The sequence below is a fragment of the Mesorhizobium sp. M0772 genome, assembly GCF_040320135.1.
In the GTDB taxonomy this organism is placed as follows: domain Bacteria; phylum Pseudomonadota; class Alphaproteobacteria; order Rhizobiales; family Rhizobiaceae; genus Mesorhizobium.
On sequence record NZ_JAMYPB010000025.1, the window covers coordinates 44,860 to 70,054 of the forward strand.

Genomic DNA, 25,195 nt, shown 5'->3' on the forward strand with positions numbered 1-25,195 from the left:
ATTTTCAACCCGATAGGCAGTCCAATAAATCATCCCAACTGACGGGGATGTGTCAGTAGCGTTCATCAGGGAGAGGAAATGCGCAAGGCGTCGCGGCTGTTCGAGATTATCCAGATCCTGCGGCTGGCGCGGCAGCCGGTGACGGCAGCCATGATCGCCGGGCAGCTGGAAGTCACGATGCGTTCGATCTATCGCGACATCGCCGCACTGCAGGCAATGCGCGTGCCGATCGAAGGCGGGCGCGGTATCGGCTACATATTGCGGCCCGGCTTCGACCTGCCGCCGCTGATGTTTTCGATCGAGGAGATGGAAGCGATCGTCCTGTCGCTCGCCCTGCTGGAGCGCACGGGAGCGAACTCAAGCAGGCGGCCAAGCGCGTCAGCGCCAAGATCGCCGGCGCCGTGCCGCCGCCGTTGCGCCAGGCGTTCGACGCCAACGCACTGCATGTCTGGGGGTTCGCAGCACCGGCAATCGGGACCATCGATCTGGCGCTTGTGCGCCGCGCCATCCGCGACGAGGAAAAGCTCGACCTGTCCTATCGCGACGAAATCGGCCGCGCCTCCGAGCGGCTGATCCGTCCAATCGCGCTGATCTACTATTCAGAAACCGCCAACATCGTCGCCTAGTGCGAATTGCGCCAGGCCATCCGCAATTTCCGCAGCGACCGCATCGCGGATTGCCGGGCGACCGGCCTGCGCTTCAAGGGCGAAGGCGATCGCCTGCGGCAGGTCTGGGTCGATGGCTGGAACGCTGTCGCTGGCGGCTGAAGCGAGCGGATTTTACCGCACATCCACCCAGCGCTTCTCCTCGAACGACCTCGCCATCGCGTGCACGGTGCGTTCGATCTCCAGCCCTTCGGCGAACTCGATGACCCGTGCCGGCTTGCCGGCAAGCCGCGTCAGCAATTCGTGGCACTCGATGATCTTGAGATCGTTGAAGCCGAGCCCATGGCCCGGCGCCGGGAGGAAGGCGTCGTAGGGCTTGTGATGTGGCGCGACCAGTATGGTGCGGTAGCCCTGTTCGGTCGGGCGATCGGCGGTGACATAGAGCTGGATTTCGTTCATCCGCTCCTGGTCGAACAGGATCGATCCCTTGGAGCCGAAAATCTGGATGGCGATGCGGCCCTTGCGGCCCCAGGCCGAGCGGTTGACCAGCAGCGTGCCGGCAATGCCGTTTTCCAGATGCATCAAAACGCTGGCGATGTCGTAGGTCTCCACCGCACGGCGGCCGCCGCTGGCCAGCTTGCGGTCGACATAGGGTTTGGCCATGTCGCAGATGACTTTTGCGACGCGGCCGAACAGCGTCGAGACCAGCGACAGCGGATGCACGGCGAAATCGTCGAGCGCGCCATAGCCGGATGCGGCCTCATGCTTCCAGAAGAACAGCGCTTCGGGGTCGGCCATGAAGTCCTCGTCCATCTCGATGCGCAGATGGTTGACCTCGCCGATGATCTTTTCCTCGAGCAGCGCGCCGATGTGGCGGATGGCCGGGCTCTGTATGTAGTTGTAACCAAGCGCTGCGACCTTGCCGGACTTCTTCGCCGCGGCCGCCATCGCCGCTGCTTCGGCAAAGCTCGGCGCCATCGGCTTCTCGCACCACAGATGTTTGCCGGCTTCGAGAATAGCGATGGCCATCTCCGGATGGAACTGATTGGGCGTGGTCAGCGAGACGATATCGACCTCGGGGTCGTTGACGACGGCACGCCAGTCGCCCGACGCCTTGGCGAAGCCGAACTCACCGGCCTTGCGCTTGGCCAGCTCCTCGTTGACCTCGCCGAGATGGACCAGCTTCGGCTTGGCGACATCGGGAAAGACGGCGCCGACGGCGCTCCACGCAATGGCGTGGCATTTGCCCATGAAACCCGTGCCGATAAGACCAACGCCGACCATTTCTTTCTCCCAATACCTGAAGCGATCGATGGATGAATTAGTCCATTTCTTCTCCGAATGGAATGTCTGCCTCATTTTTTATGGCCTTCTTGCGCAGGCTCGCTATGATGGGGCAGAGAGGACGTCACTTGAGTTAAAGAGAGCATGATGTCGTCCGAAAACCGCTGCACACTTTTCGGCATCATGCTCTAGATGAGCTTGGACGGGGCGACGATGGACGAACGGGTACCTCGCGACTTCGAGACGCTGCGCGCCACGATCCTCGATCGCCGTGAAACCTTGCCCAAGCGCATCGCCCAGATCGCCGCCTATGCGCTCGACAATCCCGATGACATCGCCTTCGGCACCGCCGCCAGCATCGCCGCTTCGGCGGGCGTGCAGCCGTCCACCTTGATCCGCTTTGCCCAGCAACTAGGCTTCGACGGCTTCACCAGCCTGCAGCAGGTGTTTCGCGAGCGGCTGCGCGAGCGCAATTCCTCTTATGACGAACGCCTGCAGGCGCTGCGCGCCAAGGCCGATGCGGGTGCTGGACACCGCGCCATCTTCGACGGCTTCGTCGCCGCCGCCAGCACTTCGCTCAACGACATCTCACGCTCGCTGGACGAGGCCCATCTGGAAGACGCAATTGCGCTGCTGGCCAAGGCCGAGACCATCTATGTCCTGGCCAAGCGCCGCTCCTATCCGGTGGCGAGCTACATCGCCTATGCGCTGGGCAAACTGAAGATCCGCAACCAGCTGATCGAATCCGCCGCCGGCCTCAATGCCGAAATGGTCGCCTTCGCCACCCCGGCGGACGCCGTCATCGCCATCAGCTTCTCGCCCTACGCACCGGCCACCATCGAGGAGGCCCGCACCATTTCCGAACAGGGCGTGCCGATCGTCGCCATCACCGACAGTTCGTTTTCGCCACTCGCCCAGTTCGCCAAGGTCTGGTTCGAGGTCGCCGAGGCCGATTTCGCCGGCTTCCGCTCGCTGTCGGCCACCATGGCGCTGGCCATGGCGCTCACCGTCGGCGTCGGCGAGAAGCGGCGCAGCACCGGAAAGAAGCGTAAGGCCTAGGCCGGCGCCCGGCGCTCGAATTCGCGGAGGAATGCTCATTCCATATTGACTATGGATTGGAATTATTATTTCATATTCCCGGCGCCACGCTGCCGCTCGCGCGTGTCCCCCAACTACGTTGCTCAAGACAACAAGACCGACGGGAGGTTCCAATGAGCGAAGCCATGGACGCCAAACAGGCGACGCTCGATGTCATCACCATCGGTCGCGCTTCCGTCGACCTTTACGGCCAGCAGATCGGCTCGCGGCTGGAGGACATCACCTCCTTCGCCAAATCGGTCGGCGGCTGCCCGGCCAACATCTCGGTTGGCACGGCGAGACTAGGCCTGCGCTCGGCGCTGCTCACCCGCGTCGGCGACGAGCAGATGGGCCGCTTCATCCGCGAGCAGCTCAGGCGCGAAGGCGTCAATGTCGATGGGCTCAAGACCGACCAGGAACGGCTGACGGCCCTGGTGCTGCTTTCGGTCGAGAGCGAAGGCGTCTCGCCAATGATCTTTTATCGCAGCGACTGCGCCGACATGGCGCTCGCCGAAGAAGACATCGATGAAGCCTTCATCGCCTCGGCCCGTTCCATCGTCGTCACCGGCACGCATTTTTCCCGGCCCAACAGCGACGCCGCCCAGCGCAAGGCGATCCGCATCATCAAGGCCAGGGGCGGCAAGGTGGTGTTCGACATCGACTACCGCCCCAACCTCTGGGGCCTCGCCGGCCATGCCGAAGGTTTTGAGCGCTATGTCAAATCCGACCGCGTCTCAGCCCAGCTGAAGACGGTGCTGCCCGATTGCGACCTCATCGTCGGCACCGAGGAAGAGATCATGATCGCCTCGGGCGCCGACGATTGCCTGAGCGCGCTGAAGACGATCCGCGCGCTGTCCAAGGCAACCATCGTACTGAAGCGCGGCGCCATGGGCTGCATCGTCTATGACGGGCCGGTCAGCGACGATCTGGAAGACGGTATCGTCGGCAAGGGCTTTCCGATCGAGATCTACAATGTGCTGGGCGCGGGTGATGCCTTCATGTCCGGTTTTCTGCGCGGCTGGCTCGGTGGCGAAAACCTGGCAACGGCGGCGACCTGGGCCAATGCCTGCGGCGCCTTCGCCGTGTCGCGGCTGCTCTGCGCGCCGGAATATCCGACCTTCGAGGAATTGCAGTTCTTCCTCAAGGACGGCAGCAAGCACTTAGCGTTGCGCAAGGACGAGGCGATCAACCACATCCATTGGGCGACGACCCGCCGCCGCGATATCCCCTCGATGATGGCGCTCGCCTGCGACCACCGTGTGCAGCTTGAGGACGTCGCGGCAAAGACCGGCGCCGATCCGGCGCGCATCCGCGACTTCAAGGTGCTGGCGGTCAAGGCTGCGGCGAAAGTCGCCGCCGGCCGCGACGGCTATGGCATGCTGATCGACGAGAAGCACGGTCGCGAGGCGATGTTCGAGTTCGCCCGCCACCCCTTTGCCTGGCTCGGCCGTCCCGTCGAACTGCCGGGCTCCCGGCCGCTGCGCTTCGAGTTCTCGCAGGACATCGGCTCGCAACTGGTGGAATGGCCGGTCGACCACTGCATCAAATGCCTGTGCTTCTATCACCCCGACGATCCGGCAGCGCTCAAGGAAGAGCAGCAGCAGAAGCTGCGCTCGCTGTTCGAAGCCGCGCGGAAGGTCGGCCGGGAGCTTCTGGTCGAGATCATCGCCGGCAAGCACGGCAAGCTCGATGACACGACGATCCCGCGCGCCCTGGAAGAACTCTATGCGCTTGGCATCAAGCCGGACTGGTGGAAGCTCGAACCGCAGGCGTCGGCCGGCGCCTGGGCCAAGATCGAAGCGGTGATCCTGAAGCACGATCCCTGGTGTCGTGGCGTCGTGCTGCTGGGTCTCGAAGCGCCGCAGGACGAACTGGAAGCGGCCTTTGCCGCCACCGCCAAGGCGCCGATCGTCAAGGGCTTTGCCGTCGGCCGCACAATCTTCGTCCACGCCGCCGAACAATGGCTGGCGGGCAAGATGACGGATGACGAGGCTGTCGCCGACATGGCCGCGCGCTTCGAACAGTTGACCGAAGCGTGGCTTGCCGCGCGTGGCCGTAAAGCAGCATAAAGGCGCGGCAAGAGGACTGCGGAGGAAAACACCATGAGCAAGACAATCCGCCTGACGATGGCGCAGGCGCTGACCCGCTTTCTGAGCAAGCAGATGACCGAGATCGACGGCAGACGAGTGCCCATCTTCGGCGGTGTGTGGGCGATCTTCGGTCACGGCAATGTCGCCGGCATCGGCGAGGCGCTGTACCAGCTGCGCGACGAATTGCCGACCTTCCGCGCCCACAATGAGCAGGCGATGGCGCATGCGGCGATCGCCTATGGCAAGGCCAATTTCCGCCGCCGCTTCATGGCCGCGACCTCTTCGATCGGCCCCGGTGCGCTCAACATGGTGACGGCGGCGGCGCTCGCCCATGTAAACAGGTTGCCCGTCCTGTTTTTGCCGGGCGATGTCTTCGCCAACCGCATTCCCGACCCGGTGCTGCAGCAGGCCGAGGACTTTTCCGACGGCACCGCGACGGTCAATGACTGCTTCCGTCCGGTGTCGCGCTATTTCGACCGCATCACCCGTCCCGAGCAGATCATCCCGGCATTGGCGCGGACCATGCAGGTGCTGACCGATCCGGCGGAATGCGGCCCGGTGACGCTGTCGCTCTGCCAGGACGTGCAGGCCGAGGCCTATGACTATCCCAAGAGCTTTTTCGCCGAGCGCGTCTGGCACCAGCGCCGGCCGCGTCCGGACCGGCATGAATTGGCGGCGGCGGTCACCGCGCTGAAGGGTGCGAAAAAACCGCTGATCATCGCCGGCGGCGGCGTGCTGTATTCGCAGGCTTCGGATGAACTGGCGAAATTCGCCGAGAGCGCCGGCATTCCGGTCTGCGAGACGCAAGGCGGCAAATCCTCGCTGCCCGACACACATCCGCGCAACATGGCGGCGGTCGGCGTCACCGGCACGTCCGCGGCCAACCGGCTGGCGGAAGAAGCCGATGTCGTGCTCGCCATCGGCACCCGGCTGCAGGATTTCACCACCGGCTCATGGGCGCTGTTCAAGAATTCCGGCAAGACCATCATCGGACTCAACGTGCAGCTTTTCGATGCCGGCAAGCATCGTGCGCTGCCGCTGGTCGCCGATGCGGCCGAAGGGCTTGTCGAACTGGGTGCGGCGTTGGGGAGCTGGAAAGCACCGGCGACATGGACCGACAATGCGACCCAAGGCAAGAAGGCATGGCAGGCCGAAGCCTCCAAGGTGACGGCGTCGACCAACGCCGCCTTCCCTTCGGACGCGCAGGTGATCGGCGCCGTGCAGCGCGCGCTGGGGTCCGGCGTGACCTTGCTGAATGCGTCGGGCGGCCTGCCGGGCGAGCTGCACAAGCTCTGGCAGGCAGGCGCGCCCGGCTCGTACCATGGCGAATATGGTTTCTCGACCATGGGTTACGAGATTGCCGGCGGGCTCGGCGCCAAGATGGCCAAGCCCGATCAGGAGATAGTCGTCATGGTCGGCGACGGATCCTACCTGATGATGAATTCGGAGATCGCCACCTCGGTGATGCTCGGATTGAAGCTGATCATCGTGGTGCTCGACAACAGGGGTTATGGCTGCATCAACCGGCTGCAGATGGCCACCGGCGGCGCCAACTTCAACAACCTCCTGAAGGACGCGCGCCACGAGATCTTGCCCGACATCGACTTCGCCGCGCATGCGGCCAGCATGGGCGCTATTGCCGAGAACGTGCCGTCGATCACCGGCCTGGAGACCGCGCTGCAAAAGTCGAAAACCAACGACCGCACCACCGTGCTGGTCATCGACACCGACCCGCTGATTTCCACCGATGCCGGCGGCCATTGGTGGGATGTCGCGGTGCCGGAAGTCTCCGCACGGCCGCAGGTCAACGCAGCCCGCAAGGCCTATGACGAAAAGCGGCAGATGCAGACAATCGGCGATTGATGTACATGCACCCGCCCCCTACCTCCCCTTGTGGAGGTCGGACCGAAGGTCCGGTGGGGGTCTGGCGCCGCACCCCACCCCGCTGCTTCGCAGCGACCCTCCCCACAAGGGGGAGGGTGAACAAAAAACCGGAGCTAAAACTTGAAAGCCAAACTGGGCATGTCCCCCATTGCGTGGTGGAACGACGATCTTGCCGAACTCAGCGACGACGTCTCGCTGGAAGAGTGCCTGCGCCAGTCGCGCTCGGCAGGTTTCACCGGAATGGAAATGGGCCGGCGTTTTCCAAACGACCCCGAAATCATGCTGCCGATCCTGAAAAAGGCCGACGTGACGCTGTGCGGCGGCTGGTTCTCCGGCACCCTGGTTGATGAGGACATGGGCAAGAACAAGGATCGCATCCAGCCGATGATCGACCTGTTCAAGGCGGTGAATGCGCCTTGCATCGTCTATGGCGAGGTCGGCCGCTCGATCCAGGGCGATCGCTCCAGGCCTCTCGCCACCAAGCCGAAATTGTCGAACGACGAGATGAGGGCCTATGCCAGGCGCCTCACCGAATTCGGCGAATGGTGCGCCGAGCAAGGCATGCCGCTGTCCTATCACCATCACATGGCGGCAGTGGTCGAGACTGAGCCGGAGCTCGATGCCTTCATGCGCCATTCCGGCGAAGGCATTCCGTTGCTGCTCGATGCAGGGCATCTCGCCTTTGCCGGCGGCGACGTGCTGCGCGCCATCGACAACCACCACAAGCGGATCAGCCATGTCCATGTGAAGGATGTGCGCATGGGCGTGATCGACGGGCTCGACCGCACGAAACAGTCCTTTCTCGAGGCCGTGGCGCTCGGTGCCTTCACGGTGCCTGGCGACGGTTCGCTCGATTTCGGCGCCATCGTGCAGCGCTTCGCCGACCATGGCTATGAAGGCTGGTTCGTCGTCGAGGCCGAGCAGGACCCGAAGAAGAACCCGCCGCTCAAGATGGCGCAGGTCGGCCACAAGGAATTGATGCGGGTGATGACGGCGGCCGGCTACACGGTGGAAACGCAGGGTTTTCCCAATGCCTGAGGCGATCCGATGAAGGATTACGAGCACCCGTTCTTCCGGCCGCTGTGGCGGCGCGTTGCCGTCGTCGCCGTCTGCGTGATCTGGGCCGGAATAGAATTCGCCTCCGGCACCCCATTCTGGGGCATCATTGCGCTCGGCTTTGCCGCCTACGCCGTCTGGCAGTTCTTCTATCTTTACAAGCCGGTGGAGGAGAGCAAGGCTGCGCCTGATCGACCGAAGACCGGCGAAGCGAAGGCGGACGCCGGACCGAAGGAATGAAGCGGCCGTGGCTCGGAAGGGCTTGCGGGTCGGACACTGGACACCTGGCGTATCGCCTACGTCGATGATTGGCCGGAACGTCCCTCGCTTCGTCATCCTAGGGTCTTCGCGACGGAGCTTCGCTCCTGCTTCGCCCTAGGATGACGAAGTTGAGAGGCCGACCTCGAAGACATGCGATAGGAGAGACAAAACATGTCGAAACTGCTCGTCAAAGCCGACAAGGGCCATGGCCGCGTCGCCCATGTCACGCCCAAAAGCGCCGGATGGACCTATGTCGGCTTCGACCTGCACCGGCTGAAGCCGGGCGCGACCGCATCCGGCAAGACGCGGGATCGCGAAGTCTGCCTGGTGTTCGTCACCGGCAAGGGCACGGCAAGGGCCGGCGGCCAGGAACTCGGCCTGCTCGGCGAGCGCATGTCGCCCTTCGAGGGCAAGCCGTGGTCGGTCTATATTCCGGAGGGGTCGGATTGGTCGGTCACCGCCGACACCGATCTCGAGCTCGCGGTCTGCTCGGCGCCGGGCCTTGGCGGCGGCTTGCCCGTTCGCGTCATCGCACCCGACGACCTCGGCCAGGAGACTCGGGGCAAAGGCACCAACACGCGCTACGTCACCAACATATTGCCCGAGGGTAAGCCGGCCGACTCGCTGCTGGTGGTCGAGGTCATCACGCCCGGCGGCCACACATCGAGCTACCCGCCGCACAAGCACGACCAGGACAATCTGCCGGCCGAATCCTATCTTGAGGAAACCTACTACCACCGCCTCAACCCGCCGCAGGGTTTTGCCTTCCAGCGCGTCTACACCGACGCCGACAAGACCGGCGCCCGCGAACTGGACGAAGCCATGGCGATCGAGGACGGCGATGTTGTGCTGGTGCCCAAGGGCTATCACCCCTGCGCCGCCTGCCACGGCTACGACCTCTATTACCTTAACGTCATGGCCGGGCCGAAGCGGACATGGAAGTTCCACAACGCGCTCGAGCACGAATGGCTGATGAAGGCCTGATCGGCCTTCGCTTGCGGCGGAAGCTGTTGGTCCAGCAGGAAAAAATCGTCGGCTAAGGACCTGCGGGGTCGATTTGCCTTCGAAAACCCGCATAAGCTTCGTCAATCCGTCATGGAAATCACCTATGGCAGCGGGCTGACGAGGATTTTTTTCGATGCGCTACGCCATCTATTTCACCCCGAGGCAGGACGAGCCGCTGGCGCGGCTCGCCGCCAACTGGCTGGGCCGCGACCCCTTTGGCGCCGCCACCAGGCCGGTCGAGGCGGTGGGCGAGCTGTCGGCGGCCGAAGTCGCCTTTCACACCGCATCGGCGCGGCGCTACGGTTTTCATGCGACGCTGAAAGCGCCCTTCCGGTTGGCCGCCAACGAAACCGAAAGCTCGTTGCGCGCGGCGCTGGACGCCTTTGCCGAAGCAACGCCGACGGTCACCATCCCGCGCCTGGTCGTCAGCCAGATCGATGGTTTCTTCGCTTTGCTGCCGGAAGGCCCGCTGCCGCCGCTCAACCGTTTCGCCGATGATGTCGTGCTTAGCTTCGACCGTTTTCGCGCGCCGCTCACCGAGGCCGAGAGCGCGCGGCGCAGCCCGGATTCGCTGAAACCCGCCGAGTTCCGCAATCTCTGTCAGTGGGGCTACCCCTACGTGTTCGAGACCTTTCGCTTCCACATGACACTGTCCGGCCGGGCCGGGCCGCAGGAAAGCCAACGTCTGCGCGCGGCAATCGACAGCCTGTTCGCCGATGTGCTGCAGCAGCCGGTGCTGGTGGATGCGCTGACGCTGTTCGTCGAAACCGAACCGGGCGCTCCGTTCATGGTGCTTTCGCATCATGCGCTCGGCCGCCGCGCTGCCCGAAAAACCGCCTGACCGCAATTCGTCCGAGTAAGCAAGGACTGCCTGAATGACCGCCGAAACTGTTCTCCACAACGCCCGCATCGTGCTTGCCGACGAGATCGTCGAAGGGTCGCTCGTGCTGCGCGACGGTTTTATCTCCGGCGTCGACGCCGGCACCGGCCACACCGGCGGGAGCATGGGCGGCGAGGACATGGGCGGCGACTACATCATTCCCGGCCTGGTCGAGCTGCACACTGACCATCTCGAAGGCCACTATGCGCCGCGCCCGAAAGTGCGCTGGAACCCGATCGCCGCCGTCCTTGCCCATGACGCGCAGGTGGCCACCGCCGGCATCACCACCGTCCTCGACGCTTTGCGTGTCGGCATGGACGAGGACGCGGATATTACCTCCGACGACATCCGCAAGCTCGCCGGCGCGATCGAGGACAGCGTCGCGAAAGACCGGTTGCGGGCCGACCATTTCTTGCACCTGCGCTGCGAGGTCTCGGCGCCGGATTGCTTGCGGGCTTTCGCCAATTTCGATGGCGACGAGCGGGTCAAACTGGCCTCGCTGATGGACCATGCGCCGGGACAGCGCCAGTTCGTCAATCTCGAGACCTACGCCTATTACTACCAGCGCAAGCTGAAGCTGACCGATCGCGACTTCCAATTGTTCTGCGAAAAGCGGATGTCGGAATCAGCGAAGAATTCGGGACCGAACCGGGTGGCGATATCAGCCGCCTGCAACGAGTGGGGCATTGTGCTGGCGAGCCATGACGACGCCACATCGGGCCATGTCGACGAAGCGATCGAGCAGGGCGTGCGCGTCGCGGAATTCCCGACCACGCTGGAAGCCGCCAAGGCCTCGAAGGATGCCGGGCTCGGCGTGCTGATGGGCGCGCCCAACGTCATGCGCGGCTCCTCGCATTCGGGCAACGTCTCGGCCCGCACGCTGGCCGGCGACGGCCTGCTCGACATATTGTCGTCCGACTACATTCCCTTCAGCCTGATCCAGTCGGCCTTCTTCCTCGGCGACGTCGTCGAGGGCATTTCCCTGCCGCAGGCGGTTGCGATGGTGTCGAAGAATCCGGCCGAGGCGATCGGCCTAAACGACCGCGGCGTCATCGAACAGGGCCGCCGCGCCGACCTCGTGCGTGTGCGCGTCGACGACCATGTGCCGGTCGTGCGCACTGTCTGGCGCCAAGGGCGCCGGGTCGCCTGATGGTCTCGGCGTCGATCGAGCGCGAACTCAGCAGCGAGGCCTTTCCGCTCCGCAACGGCGTGTTTGTCGCCGTCGTCGGCCCGAGTGGCGCCGGCAAGGATACGGTAATCGGTTATGCCCGCACCTTGTTTGCCGACGAGACGAGGCTGGAGTTCGTCCGCCGGGTCATCACCAGGCCGAGCGATGCGGCAAGCGAGGATCACGACACGCTGGCCGACGCGGCCTTTGTCGAAGCCGAGGCCGACGGCGCCTTCGCCATTTCCTGGGAGGCGCACGGCCTGCGCTACGGCATTCCGGCCGATGTCGACTCGTCCATCGCCAACGGCTATGTCGCGGTCGCCAATGTCTCGCGCGCAGTCATCCCGGTGCTGCGGGAGCGCTATGCCAATCTGGCTGTCGTCGAGATCACCGCCTCGCCGGAAATCCTCGCCGAGCGTCTCGCCCAGCGCGGCCGCGAATCGCGCGGCGAAGTGCTGGCTCGGCTCGCCCGCAGCGCCAATATCGCTTTGTCCGGCTCCGGCGTCACCTCGATCGACAATGGCGGCCAGCGCGAAGCCGCCGGAGAACGCTTCGCCGAGGTGCTGCGCAATGCGATGGCCTTCTCGGATATATCCGGCGTGATGTAGCGCTACTCCGCCGCGACAGTCTTCCGGCTGGCATCGAGCATCAGCCGCCTTGCGCGGAACACGCCCCATTGCTGGTCGACCAGCACGCCGATCAGGATCACGCCGCCCATCACCGCGAAGTTGAGCGAGGACGGGATGCCGAGCAGATTGACCAGGTTCTGCAACTCCTGCAGCAGCACGGTGCCCAGGATGACGCCGACCAGCGAGCCTTCGCCGCCGCGCAGCGAGAAGCCGCCGAGAACGGCGGCGGCAATGGCGTAGAGCTCGTAGAACTGGCCGTGGCTGGCCGGCGAGATCGAGCGCGTGTACATGGCGAAATAGATCGCCGACAGCGCCGTCAGCACGCCGCAGATGACATAGGCGGCCATGACGACACGGCCGGTGCGAATTCCCGAATATTTCGCCGCCTCTTCGTTCTTGCCGATGGCATAGAGGTAGCGTCCGAACACCGAGCGGTGCAGCACCACCCACATGACGATCGAAATGACGATCAGTGCGATGAAGCTGTTGGGCACGCCATAGCTGCGGCCCGCGGTGAGGAATTCGAGCTCGGGAAAATTCTGGCCGAAGGCGAAGCCGGCGGTGCCGTCGGCGGTATAGAAACGGGCGACCCCGCGATAGATCAAAAGGCCGCACAGCGTGACCACGAAGGGCTGCAATTTCAGCCTTGTGATCAGCCAGCCATGCGCCAGTCCGATGATGCCGCCCAGCACCAGGATCAGCGGCAGCGCCAGCGGCCATGGCATGTCGCGCACGGCGATGAAATCGATGAATAGCGTGCCGAGCAGCGCCACCAGCGATCCCACCGACAATTCGATGCCGCCGGTAATGATGACGAAGGCCTGGCCGATGGCGAGGATCCCGAACAGGCCGATCAGGTTCGAGGTGTTGGCGAGGTTGATCGGCAAAAGAAAGCGCGGGTTGATGGCGGTCACCACGGCGCCGACCACCAGGATCAGGATCAGCAGGCCGAGATCTTTTTTGCTCATCGTCTTCTCCCCAATGCGCCGGACCGGCAATCGCCTGAAGCCCGCTAGTTTGCCGGCTTGCCGACCGCCAGCAACAGCACGTTTTCCTGGCTGAATTGTTCTTTGTCGAGAATGCCCGAGATCTGGCCCTCATGCATGACGGCGATGCGGTCGGACACGCCGATCACCTCTTCCATGTCGCTGGAGATCATCAGCACGGCCACGCCGGCATCGGCCAAGGCTCGCATCAGCCCGTAAATCTCGGCCTTGGCGCCGATATCGATGCCGCGCGTAGGCTCATCGAGGATCATCACCTTCGGGTTCATCGCCAGCCATTTGCCCAGCACCACCTTCTGCTGGTTGCCGCCCGACAGCGTGCCGGTTCGCGTCTGCACCGACGGCGCCTTGATGCCGAGATTGCTCTTCTGCTTCTCGGCGGTGGCGGTCTCGGCGCTTGCCGACACCAGTCGACGCTTCGCATGCGCCGGCAGGTTGGGCAGCGAGATGTTCTGCGCGATCGACAGGTCAAGCAAAATGCCGGTCAGCTTGCGGTCTTCCGGAACCAGAAAAATGCCATGCGCGACCGCATCGGCCGCCGAACCCAGCACAAGCGGCTTGCCGTCGAGTTCGAGCCCACCGCCAAGCGTGCTGTCTATGCCGAAGAACACCCGCGCCAGTTCGGTGCGGCCGGAGCCGACAAGGCCGGCGAGGCCGAGGATTTCACCGCGCCTGATGTCGAGGTCGACCGGCCGGGCAGGGTAGGCGGGGGTGCGGATGGCTTTGGCCGAGAGCGCAGTGGCGCCCGGCGCCCGAGCCGCCTCGGAGGCCTTCTCGCGCTCCTTCAGCATGCGGCCGATCATCAGCTTGACCATCTGGTCGTGGTTGATGGCGCTCTTCGGCAAGGTGCCAGCCAGCATGCCGTCGCGCAGCACCACGACGCGGTCGGCGACGCGCTCGACCTCATGCAGCCGGTGCGAAATGAAGATGACGCTGATGCCATCGGCCTTCAGCGCCTTGATGACGTCGAGCAGCTTGTCGGTTTCGGCGAGCGGCAGGCTCGACGTCGGCTCGTCGAGGATCACCAGCCGCGCCTTGATCGACAGTGCCTTGGCGATCTCGACCATCTGCTGCTGCGCCAGCGACAGCGAGGCAACCGGCGTATCGGCGGAGAAATTGGCGCCGACGCGCTTCAGCAGTGGCGCCACCATTTCGCGCAGCTTGGCGCGGTCGACCAATCTCAGCGGCCCGCCGCGCAACGGCTCGCGGCCGAAGAAGATATTGGCGGCAACATCGAGGTTTTCGAAGAGATTGAGTTCCTGGTGGACGAAGGCGATGCCCGACCCCAGGCTGCCTTCGACGGTGAGCCCGTCATGCGCAACGCCGTCGACGGTGATGGCGCCGCTGTCCGGCCTGGTGACGCCGCCGAGGATCTTCATCAAGGTCGATTTGCCGGCGCCGTTTTCGCCGACCAGGCCGATCACCTCGCCCGGCCTGACCTCCATGGAAAAGCCGTCCAGCGCCACCACGCCCGGATAGGTTTTGCGCACGTTCTCGAGGCCGAGGAACGGGGTGGTTGCGACGATAGATGGGTCGGAATAATTCATCACGCCATATTTGATCAGGCTTGCCAGCAGCCGGTGGGCTACAGACTGACGGGCCTTGGCCGACCCGTCAACACGATCGCCGGCTCAAGGCGAACCCTGAGCCGGCGCAACTGCTCGTGGTCTCAGTTTCCGGACATCGCCTTCAGATTGGCGGCATAGGTGTCGACATCGTCCTTACCGATGATCTTGGTCGGGATGATGATCAGGCCGCCTTCCGGAATGCCTGATTTGTCGCCCTTGAGATAGGCGGCCATCAGCTTCATGCCCTGATAGGCCCATTCGAAGGGCTGCTGCACGACGGTGGCCGCCACGGTGCCTTCCTTGACGCCGCCCAACGTGATCGGATCGTCATCGAAGCCGACGACGGTGATCGAGCCGAGCTTGCCGGCGTCGCGCAGCGCTTCATAGATGCGCGGCGTGTTGTAGGAATAGAAGCCGACCATGCAGGTGATGTCGGGGCTGGCGACCAGCGCGTCCTCGACATTCTTCTTGGCGCGCGCCTGGTCGATGTCGTCGCCGCGCACGTCCACCAGTTCGATCTTGCTGCCGGCGAGGCCGTCCTTCATGCCCTGGATGCGTTCCTTGGCATTGTCGGCGCCGAGCAGGCCGACGAAGCCGAGGCACTTGCCGCCGTCCGGCATCGCTTTCTTGGCGATCTCGGCCGCCTGCTTGCCGGCGTCGACATTGGACGAGCCGATATAGGCAACACGCTTGGTCTGCGGGGCATCGGAGTCGGTGGTGAACAGCGCCGTTTCCGACGCGATCTTGTTCAGACCGTCGGTCGAGGTCTTGGGATCGACGGCCGAGACCATGATGCCCTTGACGCCGGCGGTCACCAGATCATCCATCAGCCGCTGCTGGATGGCGACCGAGGACTGCTCGGGATATTTGAGTTCGAGATTGTAGTCGGGCAATTCGGCCTGCGCCTTCTTGACGCCGGCTTCGGCGGCCTTCCAGAAATCGGAAGCGCCGTTGACGACGAAGGCCAGCGTCGGCTTGTCGTCGGCGCGCGCAATGGCTGTCGCGGTCAGGCCAAGCAGCAGGGCTGCGGTGGCCACGGATGCATGTCGTATCAAGGATTTCATGTTCAACCTCCCGTTTTGGCTCAGTCGTCGGACTGAACCGATCTTGCATTCACTGACTTGCCGCTCGCGATTTGGACGCCCTCCTCCTCAGGGGTTCCCGGCGCTGAAGAATGGCGTCGTCGGTCGCGATCACGGACATTAGAGACTCATCCCGTGCTCGTAAATAGTCTGATTTGTCTGACATATCACATGTCCGAGACCACGCTTGCGGAGGCAAACCCCGCTCGCCATCGGGCCATTCACGTGCACTTCTCGCCGCACGGGTCCCACCTGACCGGACACGGCGGATTGACGTTACAGCGTCGTTTTGTATTAGTAAACACTATTAGCAGAGGTCTCGCGCGAAGACTCGGCGGTAGCCCCAGGGCTAGTTTGCCCGACAGGTGCAGCATCGGCTTCGCGCAAGCAGATGCCTTGCAGTCCTTGAATTTCACGCAGCCGGTAGCGGCATGGCGGGGAACTTCAAAGCTGCTAATAAAGATAATCGCCTTCGACTATTTCCATTGGTCGACGGCGCGACACCATCTTGTCGGCGTGGCAGGCTTGCGACTAGACAGGCTGGGGATTGGGACGCAATGCCATGAGCGAGACGAGGGATCCGGACGACACGGCGAAGCGGCGCAAGGCGCCGGCGAGAGCCGCCAAGGGCGGCCGCGTCACCATGACCGACATCGCCAGGGCAGCCGGGTGCTCGCAGGCGACCGTCTCTTTCGTGCTCAACGATTCGCCCGGCATCCGGCTGTCGCAGCAGACGCGCGAGCGGGTGATCGACGCTGCGCGTGCGCTCGGCTACGCAGCCCCCGCCTTCTCGGCGCTGCGCAAACCTGTTCCCGCCTTCGATGGACTTGACGGTGTCATCGGTTTCGCTGTCGACCAGCTGGCGACAAGCCCAGAAGCCGTTGTCGCCATCGAGGGCGCGCGCCAGGCGTCGTGGAACGCCGGCAATGTGTTGCTCGTCGCGCAGACCATGGGCGACGCTGTCATGGAGCCGCGCGCCATTGCGGCGCTCACCAGGCGCGGCATCTCGGCGCTGATCTACATGACCATCTTCACCCGCGAGATCACGGCGCCGGACTTCCTCTACGGCCTCGACATCCCGGTCATCCTGCTCAACTGCTACACGGCCGACTATGCCTTCCCGGCCGTGGTGCCGTCGGAGATCGCCGGCGGCCAGAACTCGACCCGGCATCTGATCGGTCACGGCCACCGCCGCATCGCCATCATCACCGGCGAGCCGTGGATGCAGGCCGCGCAGGACCGGCTGAAAGGCTACCGCAGGGCGCTCGCCACCGCCGACATCCCGTTCGATCCCGAACTGGTGGTCGAGGGCGACTGGTCGGCGAGCGCCGGCTATGCCGCGACCGTGAAGCTTTTGGCGCTGAAAGAGCGCCCGACCGCCATCTTCTGCCAGAACGACCGCACGGCCATCGGCTGCTACGAAGCGCTGAAGGAGGCGGGCCTGCACATCCCGCAGGACATCTCCGTCGTCGGCTATGACGACGAGGAGATCGCCCGCCACCTGTTCCCGCCGCTGACGACATCGATCCTGCCGCACATGGCGATGGGCCAATGGGCGATCGAACAGCTCGAAGTGCCGCCGCCTGCCGGCCGCGGCCGCTATCCCATCACCAAGCTGGAATGCCCGCTGGTGCAGCGGGATTCGGTGGCAGCGGTGGCTGGATTAAGCTGAACCAGCCCATCCCGATGCAAATCGGGATGGGTCTGTTTGGTGTTGCGCCTCAGGGCAGGGTCTATCCGGGAACGTGCCGCGGTTAGAACCGCAAGACGACAAAGGAGCGCCTGCGATAGCAGCGCCGGCGCAACCGGCCATGCCGCCAGAACGTGCGGCAGTGCCGTCTCCAGACATGCCGCCTGTGGTGGCGACGATGGTGCCATCGCCGATGCGAGATCTGCTCGACATCGCCAGCGCCTTCGTCGTCATCAAACGAATTGGCATCCTGCTTGTCGAGTTCATCGAGAATGCCGTTACGGACATTGGGAACCCCGGCCACGGCCTCGAGAGGCCGAACCGCGGTAGCAAGCGCCGCGGCCCCCGCAACGCCAAACAATGCTGTCAAGAATGATCGCCGATCCATCAAAACCTCCATCAGCAAGACAAGGCTAACATGACGAGCCTAACACAAAGCAGCTAGAGCGGGTGATACAAAAGGCCAGAGGCGAATCTTCGAGCCGGCCCAAACGGGTGACCGGACGGACGGCAGAGGTCAGAGCAAGGCCGCAACCGGGCGGCGCGCTTCCTTCGGCTCGGTGACCAAGCCATGCAGAATGCCGCCGATGAAAGCGCACAGCCTGACCGGTTCCGCCTTTCCGCGAAAACGCTGAACCGCTCGGCAAAGCTCTCTCCCTAAGAATGCCCGCCACCTTGCGGCATTGGGGCTGGCTGAGAGACTGACGCCCCACGGCACATGCGATGTTGCGGTACTCAGCGCCGCGCCAATATCCGGCAGAGCTCCTTCAGGTCCCGGTCGTAGGTGCCCTTGCCGCTGAGCACGCTGGCGCAGCGTTTCTTCATCTTGGCGATCTGGCCGGCCGACATGGCGCTGATGGCAACCACCGCCGGTCGCGTCGGCACCGCCGGCGTGTTGGGATCCCGAGGGCTGGTGGGCGCGGTCGGTGCGCCAATGCCGACCCCGACCCCGGCCGTCACCCCATTGCTCACCCCGACACCGGCGCCGACCCCGACACCGTTGCCGACGGTTGCGCCGACCCCGACCCCGACGCCCGTGCCCACCGATGCGCCGACGCCGGCCGCAACGCCGCTGGTGCCGCCAACCGTAGCGCCGACACTAGCGGTGGTGCCGCTGGTGCCGCCGACCGTTGCGCCGACATTGGCGCCCTTGCTGCCGCCGACCGAGACGCCGACGCCAAGCCCGCCGCCACTGCCGCCGACCGAAACACCCACCCCGCCGCTGCCGCCGATGCCTACACTGAGCCCGCCCGCGCGAGCCGGAAAGCACAAAGCCACGGTAACCGCGCCGCCGGCCAAGACCTTTGTTAAACTTTTAAAGAAACCCATAACGCCGCTCCCCGTGTTGGTTGCCTGGGCGCAGGTTGAACAGCATCCGTTACCAATATGATTACGCGAGTGTAGCGTTTTTAGTTTCTGCGAGAATAGGTAGTGCTGGAAATCGTTGTTGTTGTTGCTTAATGTGGTTCAGATAGATATTTGTGGATTGGTGGGGAAAATCGAGGATTTGCGGTTAGCTAGACTCGGAACCTTAGACAGGCAGGACGAGTGCTTGCATGCGGGAATTTACCGGGCGCATGCCTCAGGCCGTCTTGCGAAGCCGCTTCCCTAGGCTGCGGTGGAGGATGGACCCTCGAGAATGGGCTCGTGCTGAGGAAACGGGACGATCCAAGAACCCGCGACGATCTCCACCGGTGTCGGGCGCGTTGAGCGCCACATCGTTCCCCTGCTCGCAGTCGACGGCGTCAGCGCTACCCTCGCGGAAATACCTTCGCCCCGTTTGGCGTTTCTGCCCTTTGGATCGGATGCCGATCGTCCGCTGGCGTTTCGATCTCTTCAACTTACGTCAGTTTCGCAAATCCGCTTTGCATCCTGGCTAACGTTCGAAGGGTTCGCCAAGCGAGGCGACACCGTTCAGCCTGAGCAAGCGGCGGTCCGCCGAGATGACACCGAGCACGACGATCGTAACGAGATAGGGAAGGCTGGAAAGCAGTTGCGATGGCAGGTCCAGACCGGTCGCCTGGGCGGCGAGGCTCATCAGCGAAACCGCGCCGAAGAGGCAGGCACCCAGGAAGATGCGGCCAGCGAGCCACGTACCAAAGACAACGAGTGCGATCGCGATCCAGCCACGTCCGGCAATCATACCGTCCGCCCAAAGGGGCGTGTACACCGCCGCCGCATAGGCGCCGGCAAAACCCGCCATCATGCCACCAAAAGCTATGGCCGCGACACGGATAGCGATGACCGGATAGCCGATGGCGTGGGCTGCCTTGGGATTCTCGCCGATTGCCCTCACGACAAGGCCGACTCTCGTATAGGCAAACATCGCCCAGATCGCAAACGTCACGGCAAGGGAAAGCCATACGACGACGTCCTGGACAAACAGCCTGCCGACTACCGGGATTTCCGAGAGGCCGGGAAAGGCAAGTTTCGGGAGCCCCTTCACCGTCAAGCTCTCGTAGCTTTTGCCGAACAGCGCCGAAAGGCCTTGGCCGAGAATGCCGATCGCAAGGCCTGTCGCGACCTGGTTTGCCCGGAATCCGAGTGCCAGCACTGCAAAGACGAGGGACAGGACGGCGCTACCGAGGCCGGCGGCAACGAACCCCAGCAGGTGTCCACCGCCGTGGTAGACGACGATGAACGCGAGCACCGCGCCGAGGGCCATCAGGCCCTCTACGCCGAGGTTAAGAACACCGGCGCGCTCGACCACCAACTCGCCGAGTGCGGCAAGGAGAAAGGGGGTTGCCGCTGCGAGCATGCCCGAAATAATGAACTCGACGGCGTTCATGGCTGGCTCAGGTGATGGGGGCGGCGCCACTCGATGCGGTAGCGCACGAAGGCCACAGCGCCGAGATAGGCGAGCAGCAAGCTGCCTTGGAAGACGCGGACGGCGGCGATCGGCAGGTTTGCCGACACCATCGCATTGTCGCCGCCGATATAGAGGACAGCCATAAAGAGCGCGGAAAAGATGATGCCGACTGGATGCAAGCCGCCGAGATAGGCGACAATGATGGCCGCATAACCGTAGCCGGTCGAGATCGAGCGCTGCAGCTGGCCGAGCGGACCCGCGACTTCCGCCGCGCCTGCCAGTCCCGCCGCCATGCCACCGATCAGAAGCGACAGCCAAATCGCACGCCCTTCGCTGAAGCCGGCGTAACCGGCCGCGCGCGGGGCAAGGCCGCCGACCTTGAGCTTATACCCCATGAAGCTTCGCTGCATGAAAACCCAGGCCACCAGCGAGAGCGCAAGTGTGATGAGCAGCGAGACGTTGACGCGGGTACCGGTGATCAGGGTCGGCACCATCGCGTCGTTCTGAAACATGACGGATTGTGGGAAATTGAAGCCGGCCGGGTCCTTCCATGGGCCGAGCAGCAGGTAGTTGAGGACTTGCGCCGCAACGAGGCTCAGCATCAAGGAGACCAGGATCTCGTTCGCATTGAGCCTGACGCGCCAGAAGGCGGTGATAGATGCCCAAAGTGCACCGCCGAGGGCACCGAGAAGCAGCATCAGCGGCCAGATCCACTGCCCGGTCGCCTGCGGAAACCAGACGGGGATCGCCGAGGCGAAAATAGCGCCCAGGATAAACTGGCCCTCCGCGCCGATGTTGAACACTTTTGCGCGGAAACCGATCGCCAGCCCCTGAGCAATGAGGAGAAGGGGCCCCGCCTTCAGCAGCACCTCCGCAAACGATGCCCAGGAGAGGAACGGCTCGAGAAGCATCGCGTACAGGACGGCCGCCGGATCTCGGCCTATCAGCACATAAAGGCCCAGATTGAGGATGATCGCCATGCCAAGCGCGACAGCCGGGGCCAGCATGGCCGCGACGAGCGAGGCATGCTCCCGGCGGACGAGCGCGGGGAGGAACGGCGCGGCCCAAACGCTCATGCAGGAACCTTCTCTGGCGAGGCATGTGCTCCGATCATGTATCTGCCGATGTCTTCGGGGCGCGTGTCCCGCGTGACCAGAGGCGGACTCAGCATTCCATGATGGAGCACCTGGATGAAATCGCAGAGTTCGAAAAGTTCCTCGAGTTCCTCGGAAATTACGAGGATCGCCACGCCCAGGTTGCGCAACGCGATGAGCCGCCTTCTGATGGCGGATGCAGCGCCAATGTCTACACCCCAGGTTGGCTGCGCCACGAAAAGCAGTTTTGGCGACAGCATCATCTCGCGACCGACGATGAATTTCTGCAAGTTGCCGCCGGACAGCGAGCCCGCTTCGGCATCCGGGCCGGAGGCGCGGACGTCGTACCGACGGATGCATTCGCTGGTGAAAGCCGTCGCTCCGGCGCTGTTGATGAGGCCGCGCCTCACGAGATCGAAAGGATGGGCGGTAAGAACGGTGTTGAGCACGAGCGACATTTCAGGGACCGCGCCGCGTCCCAGCCGGTCTTCGGGCACGAAGGCGAAGCCAAATCTCCTGCGCGCGGCCGCATCGAGTGTGCCTACGTCGCGGCCCATCATGTAGATCCGGTCGCGTTGTTCCTTCAGCAGCATCGCTTCGCCCGAGATGAGCGCGGCAAGCTCGCCTTGGCCATTGCCCGATATTCCGGCTATGCCAAGGATCTCGCCTGATCGTACCGTGAGGCTGATGCCGGAGAGCGGCGTGGCAAAGGGGTCGTCCGGCGTGTAGTCCATGTCGATTATTTCCAGCCGCTTCTCCCCCTCGGGCATGGCCAACGCGGGCATCACCTCGGGCATGTCGCGGCCGATCATCATCCGGGCGAGGTCGTGCGCATCATAGTCGCGCGGGTCGACGGTGCCGATAACGCGCCCTCCACGCAAGACCGTCGCCTGGTCACAGATCGTGCGAATTTCCTCCAGTTTGTGGGAGATGAACAGGATGGACACGCCGCGGTCGCGAAGGCGCCTGAGCGTGTCGAACAGCTTCTTCACCGCCTGCGGCGGCAAGACCGAGGTCGGCTCGTCGAGAATGAGCAGCTTCGGGTCCGTCATCAGGCAGCGGATGATCTCCACCCGCTGCCGTTCGCCGACCGAGAGCGCGTGCACATCGGCGAGAGGATCTACTTCAAGGCCAAAATCCTGGCCGAGGCTGCGGATGCGCCCGGCCAGCTCCGCCTTGCCGCCGGGGACGACGAGCTGGATGTTCTCGACGACAGTCAGCGTCTCGAACAGCGAGAAATGCTGAAAGACCATGCCGATGCCCCTGCGCCGTGCCTCAGCCGGCGAGGCAAGGCGCAGAGGCTCTCCGTTCCAGACGACGGTGCCTTCGTCCGGCTGTTCAACGCCATAGATGAGCTTCATCAGCGTCGATTTGCCCGCCCCATTCTCCCCGAGGATCGCATGGATCGATTGGGGCGCCACGTCCAGATCGATGGCTTGGTTGGCCCGGATCTGGCCGTAGCTCTTCGAGATGCCGCGGAGCGACAGAAGGGGCGGGGTCATGACTTACTTCGGCAGTGGTGTGGTGACACCCTTGACGTGCCAGTCCATCGCGACGATCTCGGGATCCGCTATCGTCGCACCGGCGGCGGCGGCTTCGCTGCCGTCGGCCTTGGTGATTGGACCTGTGAAGGGCGAGAAGCTGCCGTCGGCGATCTTCGCCGCCACTTCCTTGATCTTCGTCATCGTGTCGGCTGGGATATCTGAGTTCCAGTCCACGACCTCCACCACCTTTTCGGCGACGCCGAGGAAGGTGTTGGCGCCCTTGAAGGTTCCGGCCAGATGGGCATCCACGGAAGCCTTGAAGAAGGGCGACCAGTCCGTCGCGATGCAGCCGAGATATTTCTTCGGCGCATATTTCTTCATCGACGAATTGAGGTTGAACGCATAGACGCCAGCCTCCTCGCAGGCCGAGATCACGGAGGGTGTGTCCTGCGCGTTCGAGAAGATCACGTCGCAGTTCTGTGCCATCAGCGCCTTGGCGGCTTCCTGTTCCTTGGCCGGGTCGAACCAGGAGTTCACCCAGACGACCGATACCTCGACATCGGGATTTACAGTCTGTGCGCCGAGCGTAAATGCGTTGATCGAGGTGATCAGCTCCGGAATGGCGAAGGCCGAGACGGAGCCGAGCTTGCCGGTCTTGGAAAGAGCTGCGGCGGCTATGCCGAGCAGGTAAGTGCCCTGGAAATACTTCGCCGCGAAGGGCGAGAAATTCGGCGCGGTCTGGAAGCCGGAGGCATGCAGCACGGTGACCCCAGGATCGCGGCGGGCGATCTGTAATGCACCATTCTGGTAGCCGAATGAGCCGGCGATCAGGAACTTGTTACCGTCGGCGACGGTCTTGTTCATGATCCGGTCTGCGTCCGGCCCTTCGGCGATGTTCTCGATGACGGTGATCTTCACCTTGTCGCCGTAGGCGGCCTTGACCGGCTCGAGCCCGGCGGCGAGCGCATGGCCCCAGCCGACATCGCCGACCGGCGACGGGAGCACGAGCGTGATACCGAGCGGCTCGTCGGCCGCAAAGGCGGGACGGCTGCCAAGCGCGCCGGCAAGCCCTGTCGCGGCAAGGCCCTTGATCAGAGTTCTGCGGGTCAGATAGTTCAGCATGTCAGTTCCCCTGTCTTAAGTTGTTAGAATTCCACCGCGGCAAAAGCGGCTTCCGCGTCCGCAGCAAGCCGGGTCTCGTTCAGCCCGGTAAACGCACCCTTCTCCCAGACGATGCGGCCGTTGATCATGGTCATGTCGGTGGGCATGCCGATGCCGACCTTGGCGATCAGGCTCAATGGATCGTGGCGCGTGCCGACATAATCCATGCGGCGCGTGTCGATAGCGAAGAGGTCGGCGGCCATGCCGGGCGACAGTCGGCCGATGTCATTGCGGCCCAGAAGCGCGGCCCCGCCCGTTGTCGCATAGCCGAGGAAATCGACCGGCGCAGGCACGGGATGAGCGCGCGTCGAGGCCGCCAGGCATTGCAGCATGTAGGCGGAATGGATGCAGTGCATGAGGTTGGAATTGTCGTTTGAGGCAGCACCGTCGCAGCCGAGCCCGACGCGCAGGCCAAAGGCGGACATGGCGGGAATATCAGTCACCTCCGCACCCACCAGATAGACCGGCTCCGGGCAATGCGAAACACCGGTGCCGCTCGCCGACATCAGCCGCAGTTCATCATGCGTCAGCTCCCAGCAATGGGCATAGAAAGTGTCTCGGCCGGCAAATCCGAGGTCCTCGAGATAGTCCACCGTGCGCATGCCATGGCGGGCCTCGATGATCGGGCTTTCGCCCTCGCCGACATGGGTGTGCATCTGCACCCCGCGATCACGCGCCAGCGCAACCGATTCCACGAAGGTCTCGCGGTAGCAGTTGACCGGCTGGCAGGGAGCGACCACGACCTGACGCATGCTGAAGGGACTGGTGTCGTGATAAGTGTCGATGAGGCGTGCGCAGTCGGCGATGAATTCGTCCGTGGTCTCCAGCATCTCGTCTGGAATGGTCGAGCCTTCCGATTTTGGCAGCGTGTTGCCGCCGCGGCCCGCGTGGAAACGCATGCCGAGAAGGTCGGCCGCTTCGAACTGCCGGTCGATGAGCCGTTTTCCGGCATGGCGTGGAAAATTGTACTGGTGGTCGAAGGCCGTCGTGCAACCGTGCTTTATCATCTCTGCCATCGCCGTGATCGAGGCGTGGTAGAAACAATCCTCGTTGAGCCGGGAGAAGATCGGATAGATCCGGTCGAGCCATTCGATGACCGACAGCTTCGTCCAGTCGAGTTCGGCACGGTTGCGCACAAAGCACTGAAAGAAGTGATGGTGCGTGTTGACGAGGCCGGGATAGACGAACCAGCCGACGGCATCCTGCACGATAGTACCGGCCGGTAACTCGCTTCTGTGCAGGCCTTCCCCGATTGCCTCGATCTGCGGGCCATTCGTCAGCACATCGACATTGCGCCGGACGATCGGACCCCTGCCCTCGTCGGTGATGACCGCTGCGCAATTCTTCAGGAGATAGCCGGTCAC

General features: G+C 63.7%; 21 protein-coding genes and 1 pseudogene. 12 read left to right on the forward strand and 10 right to left on the reverse strand.

Features of this window, described 5'->3' with window-relative positions; genetic code table 11:
• Positions 1-78 precede the first annotated feature (78 nt).
• Positions 79-767, forward strand: a pseudogene (locus NKI06_RS17850) (helix-turn-helix transcriptional regulator).
• A gap of 12 nt (positions 768-779) precedes the next feature.
• Here the strand turns inward: NKI06_RS17850 and NKI06_RS17855 are convergent.
• Entirely contained in the window at positions 780-1,889 is a 1,110-nt protein-coding gene (locus NKI06_RS17855; protein WP_023748282.1) for a Gfo/Idh/MocA family protein, read from the reverse strand.
• A 213-nt stretch (positions 1,890-2,102) separates the two neighbouring features.
• Between NKI06_RS17855 and NKI06_RS17860 the strand changes: the two genes are divergently transcribed.
• The 9 genes from NKI06_RS17860 to phnN all read left to right on the forward strand — a co-directional run bounded on the left by NKI06_RS17860 (position 2,103) and on the right by phnN (position 11,918).
• Positions 2,103-2,948, forward strand: a complete 846-nt coding sequence (locus tag NKI06_RS17860; RefSeq protein WP_023672343.1) for a MurR/RpiR family transcriptional regulator — start codon at positions 2,103-2,105, stop codon at positions 2,946-2,948.
• A gap of 152 nt (positions 2,949-3,100) precedes the next feature.
• Complete coding sequence (locus NKI06_RS17865; protein ID WP_352986432.1) at positions 3,101-5,035, forward strand: bifunctional 5-dehydro-2-deoxygluconokinase/5-dehydro-2-deoxyphosphogluconate aldolase; 1,935 nt, start codon at positions 3,101-3,103, stop codon at positions 5,033-5,035.
• 33 nt (positions 5,036-5,068) lie between these two features.
• Positions 5,069-6,919, forward strand: coding sequence for a 3D-(3,5/4)-trihydroxycyclohexane-1,2-dione acylhydrolase (decyclizing) (gene iolD, locus NKI06_RS17870; RefSeq protein WP_352986434.1), 1,851 nt, complete (start codon positions 5,069-5,071; stop codon positions 6,917-6,919).
• Positions 6,920-7,060: 141 nt separating this feature from the next.
• Positions 7,061-7,978 carry a myo-inosose-2 dehydratase gene (iolE, locus tag NKI06_RS17875; protein WP_352986436.1) on the forward strand — a complete coding sequence of 306 codons (918 nt, stop codon included), beginning with the start codon at positions 7,061-7,063 and terminating at the stop codon, positions 7,976-7,978.
• A 9-nt stretch (positions 7,979-7,987) separates the two neighbouring features.
• The gene (locus NKI06_RS17880; protein ID WP_023728866.1) at positions 7,988-8,236 is read left to right on the forward strand and encodes a hypothetical protein; all 249 of its coding nucleotides are present in this window, start codon (positions 7,988-7,990) and stop codon (positions 8,234-8,236) included.
• 192 nt (positions 8,237-8,428) lie between these two features.
• Positions 8,429-9,241, forward strand: a complete 813-nt coding sequence (gene iolB / locus NKI06_RS17885) for a 5-deoxy-glucuronate isomerase (RefSeq protein ID WP_352986438.1) — start codon at positions 8,429-8,431, stop codon at positions 9,239-9,241.
• Between the two features lie 154 nt (positions 9,242-9,395).
• Positions 9,396-10,103 carry a DUF1045 domain-containing protein gene (locus tag NKI06_RS17890; RefSeq protein ID WP_352986440.1) on the forward strand — a complete coding sequence of 236 codons (708 nt, stop codon included), beginning with the start codon at positions 9,396-9,398 and terminating at the stop codon, positions 10,101-10,103.
• A gap of 34 nt (positions 10,104-10,137) precedes the next feature.
• Positions 10,138-11,292, forward strand: a complete 1,155-nt coding sequence (locus NKI06_RS17895) for an alpha-D-ribose 1-methylphosphonate 5-triphosphate diphosphatase (protein ID WP_352986442.1) — start codon at positions 10,138-10,140, stop codon at positions 11,290-11,292.
• A complete protein-coding gene (gene phnN, locus NKI06_RS17900) occupies positions 11,289-11,918 on the forward strand; it encodes a phosphonate metabolism protein/1,5-bisphosphokinase (PRPP-forming) PhnN (protein ID WP_023703740.1) in 630 nt (209 codons plus the stop codon). The genes NKI06_RS17895 and phnN overlap by 4 nt, the downstream gene beginning before the upstream one ends.
• Before the next feature lie 2 nt (positions 11,919-11,920).
• Here the strand turns inward: phnN and NKI06_RS17905 are convergent, their stop codons facing one another.
• The 3 genes from NKI06_RS17905 to NKI06_RS17915 all read right to left on the reverse strand — a co-directional run bounded on the left by NKI06_RS17905 (position 11,921) and on the right by NKI06_RS17915 (position 15,575).
• Positions 11,921-12,907, reverse strand: coding sequence for an ABC transporter permease (locus NKI06_RS17905; RefSeq protein ID WP_023672350.1), 987 nt, complete (start codon positions 12,905-12,907; stop codon positions 11,921-11,923).
• Positions 12,908-12,951: 44 nt separating this feature from the next.
• Complete coding sequence (locus NKI06_RS17910) at positions 12,952-14,490, reverse strand: sugar ABC transporter ATP-binding protein (protein WP_023672351.1); 1,539 nt, start codon at positions 14,488-14,490, stop codon at positions 12,952-12,954.
• Positions 14,491-14,612: 122 nt separating this feature from the next.
• Positions 14,613-15,575 (reverse strand): sugar-binding protein, encoded by a 963-nt coding sequence (locus NKI06_RS17915; protein ID WP_023672352.1) that lies wholly within the window; start codon positions 15,573-15,575, stop codon positions 14,613-14,615.
• Between the two features lie 580 nt (positions 15,576-16,155).
• Between NKI06_RS17915 and NKI06_RS17920 the strand changes: the two genes are divergently transcribed.
• Complete coding sequence (locus NKI06_RS17920) at positions 16,156-17,265, forward strand: LacI family DNA-binding transcriptional regulator (protein ID WP_352986444.1); 1,110 nt, start codon at positions 16,156-16,158, stop codon at positions 17,263-17,265.
• 196 nt (positions 17,266-17,461) lie between these two features.
• On the forward strand, positions 17,462-17,659 hold the full coding sequence (locus NKI06_RS17925; protein ID WP_352986445.1) for a hypothetical protein: 198 nt from the start codon (positions 17,462-17,464) through the stop codon (positions 17,657-17,659).
• Positions 17,660-18,018: 359 nt separating this feature from the next.
• On the opposite strand, the gene NKI06_RS17930 is transcribed toward NKI06_RS17925, so the two are convergent.
• The 6 genes from NKI06_RS17930 to NKI06_RS17955 form a co-directional block, all read right to left on the reverse strand.
• Complete coding sequence (locus NKI06_RS17930; RefSeq protein WP_352986447.1) at positions 18,019-18,612, reverse strand: hypothetical protein; 594 nt, start codon at positions 18,610-18,612, stop codon at positions 18,019-18,021.
• Positions 18,613-19,159: 547 nt separating this feature from the next.
• The gene (locus NKI06_RS17935) at positions 19,160-20,071 is read right to left on the reverse strand and encodes an ABC transporter permease (RefSeq protein ID WP_023744942.1); all 912 of its coding nucleotides are present in this window, start codon (positions 20,069-20,071) and stop codon (positions 19,160-19,162) included.
• A complete protein-coding gene (locus tag NKI06_RS17940) occupies positions 20,068-21,168 on the reverse strand; it encodes an ABC transporter permease (protein WP_023734808.1) in 1,101 nt (366 codons plus the stop codon). Before NKI06_RS17940 ends, NKI06_RS17935 begins: the two co-directional genes overlap by 4 nt.
• A complete protein-coding gene (locus tag NKI06_RS17945) occupies positions 21,165-22,688 on the reverse strand; it encodes an ABC transporter ATP-binding protein (protein ID WP_352986450.1) in 1,524 nt (507 codons plus the stop codon). The genes NKI06_RS17940 and NKI06_RS17945 overlap by 4 nt, the downstream gene beginning before the upstream one ends.
• Before the next feature lie 3 nt (positions 22,689-22,691).
• Positions 22,692-23,789: a BMP family ABC transporter substrate-binding protein gene (locus NKI06_RS17950; RefSeq protein ID WP_352986476.1), complete on the reverse strand. Its 1,098-nt coding sequence runs from the start codon at positions 23,787-23,789 to the stop codon at positions 22,692-22,694.
• A 26-nt stretch (positions 23,790-23,815) separates the two neighbouring features.
• Positions 23,816-25,195: an amidohydrolase gene (locus NKI06_RS17955; RefSeq protein WP_352986452.1), complete on the reverse strand. Its 1,380-nt coding sequence runs from the start codon at positions 25,193-25,195 to the stop codon at positions 23,816-23,818.

Excerpts from the sequence above, each read along its gene's own strand:
- NKI06_RS17855 (WP_023748282.1), bottom strand. The coding sequence starts at position 1,889 with ATGGTCGGCGTTGGTCTTATCGGCACGGGTTTCATGGGCAAATGCCAC.
- NKI06_RS17860 (WP_023672343.1), top strand. The coding sequence starts at position 2,103 with ATGGACGAACGGGTACCTCGCGACTTCGAGACGCTGCGCGCCACGATC.
- NKI06_RS17865 (WP_352986432.1), top strand. The coding sequence starts at position 3,101 with ATGAGCGAAGCCATGGACGCCAAACAGGCGACGCTCGATGTCATCACC.
- iolD (WP_352986434.1), top strand. The coding sequence starts at position 5,069 with ATGAGCAAGACAATCCGCCTGACGATGGCGCAGGCGCTGACCCGCTTT.
- NKI06_RS17880 (WP_023728866.1), top strand. The coding sequence starts at position 7,988 with ATGAAGGATTACGAGCACCCGTTCTTCCGGCCGCTGTGGCGGCGCGTT.
- iolB (WP_352986438.1), top strand. The coding sequence starts at position 8,429 with ATGTCGAAACTGCTCGTCAAAGCCGACAAGGGCCATGGCCGCGTCGCC.
- NKI06_RS17890 (WP_352986440.1), top strand. The coding sequence starts at position 9,396 with ATGCGCTACGCCATCTATTTCACCCCGAGGCAGGACGAGCCGCTGGCG.
- NKI06_RS17895 (WP_352986442.1), top strand. The coding sequence starts at position 10,138 with ATGACCGCCGAAACTGTTCTCCACAACGCCCGCATCGTGCTTGCCGAC.
- NKI06_RS17905 (WP_023672350.1), bottom strand. The coding sequence starts at position 12,907 with ATGAGCAAAAAAGATCTCGGCCTGCTGATCCTGATCCTGGTGGTCGGC.
- NKI06_RS17910 (WP_023672351.1), bottom strand. The coding sequence starts at position 14,490 with ATGAATTATTCCGACCCATCTATCGTCGCAACCACCCCGTTCCTCGGC.
- NKI06_RS17915 (WP_023672352.1), bottom strand. The coding sequence starts at position 15,575 with ATGAAATCCTTGATACGACATGCATCCGTGGCCACCGCAGCCCTGCTG.
- NKI06_RS17920 (WP_352986444.1), top strand. The coding sequence starts at position 16,156 with ATGAGCGAGACGAGGGATCCGGACGACACGGCGAAGCGGCGCAAGGCG.
- NKI06_RS17925 (WP_352986445.1), top strand. The coding sequence starts at position 17,462 with ATGGTGCCATCGCCGATGCGAGATCTGCTCGACATCGCCAGCGCCTTC.
- NKI06_RS17930 (WP_352986447.1), bottom strand. The coding sequence starts at position 18,612 with ATGGGTTTCTTTAAAAGTTTAACAAAGGTCTTGGCCGGCGGCGCGGTT.
- NKI06_RS17935 (WP_023744942.1), bottom strand. The coding sequence starts at position 20,071 with ATGAACGCCGTCGAGTTCATTATTTCGGGCATGCTCGCAGCGGCAACC.
- NKI06_RS17940 (WP_023734808.1), bottom strand. The coding sequence starts at position 21,168 with ATGAGCGTTTGGGCCGCGCCGTTCCTCCCCGCGCTCGTCCGCCGGGAG.
- NKI06_RS17945 (WP_352986450.1), bottom strand. The coding sequence starts at position 22,688 with ATGACCCCGCCCCTTCTGTCGCTCCGCGGCATCTCGAAGAGCTACGGC.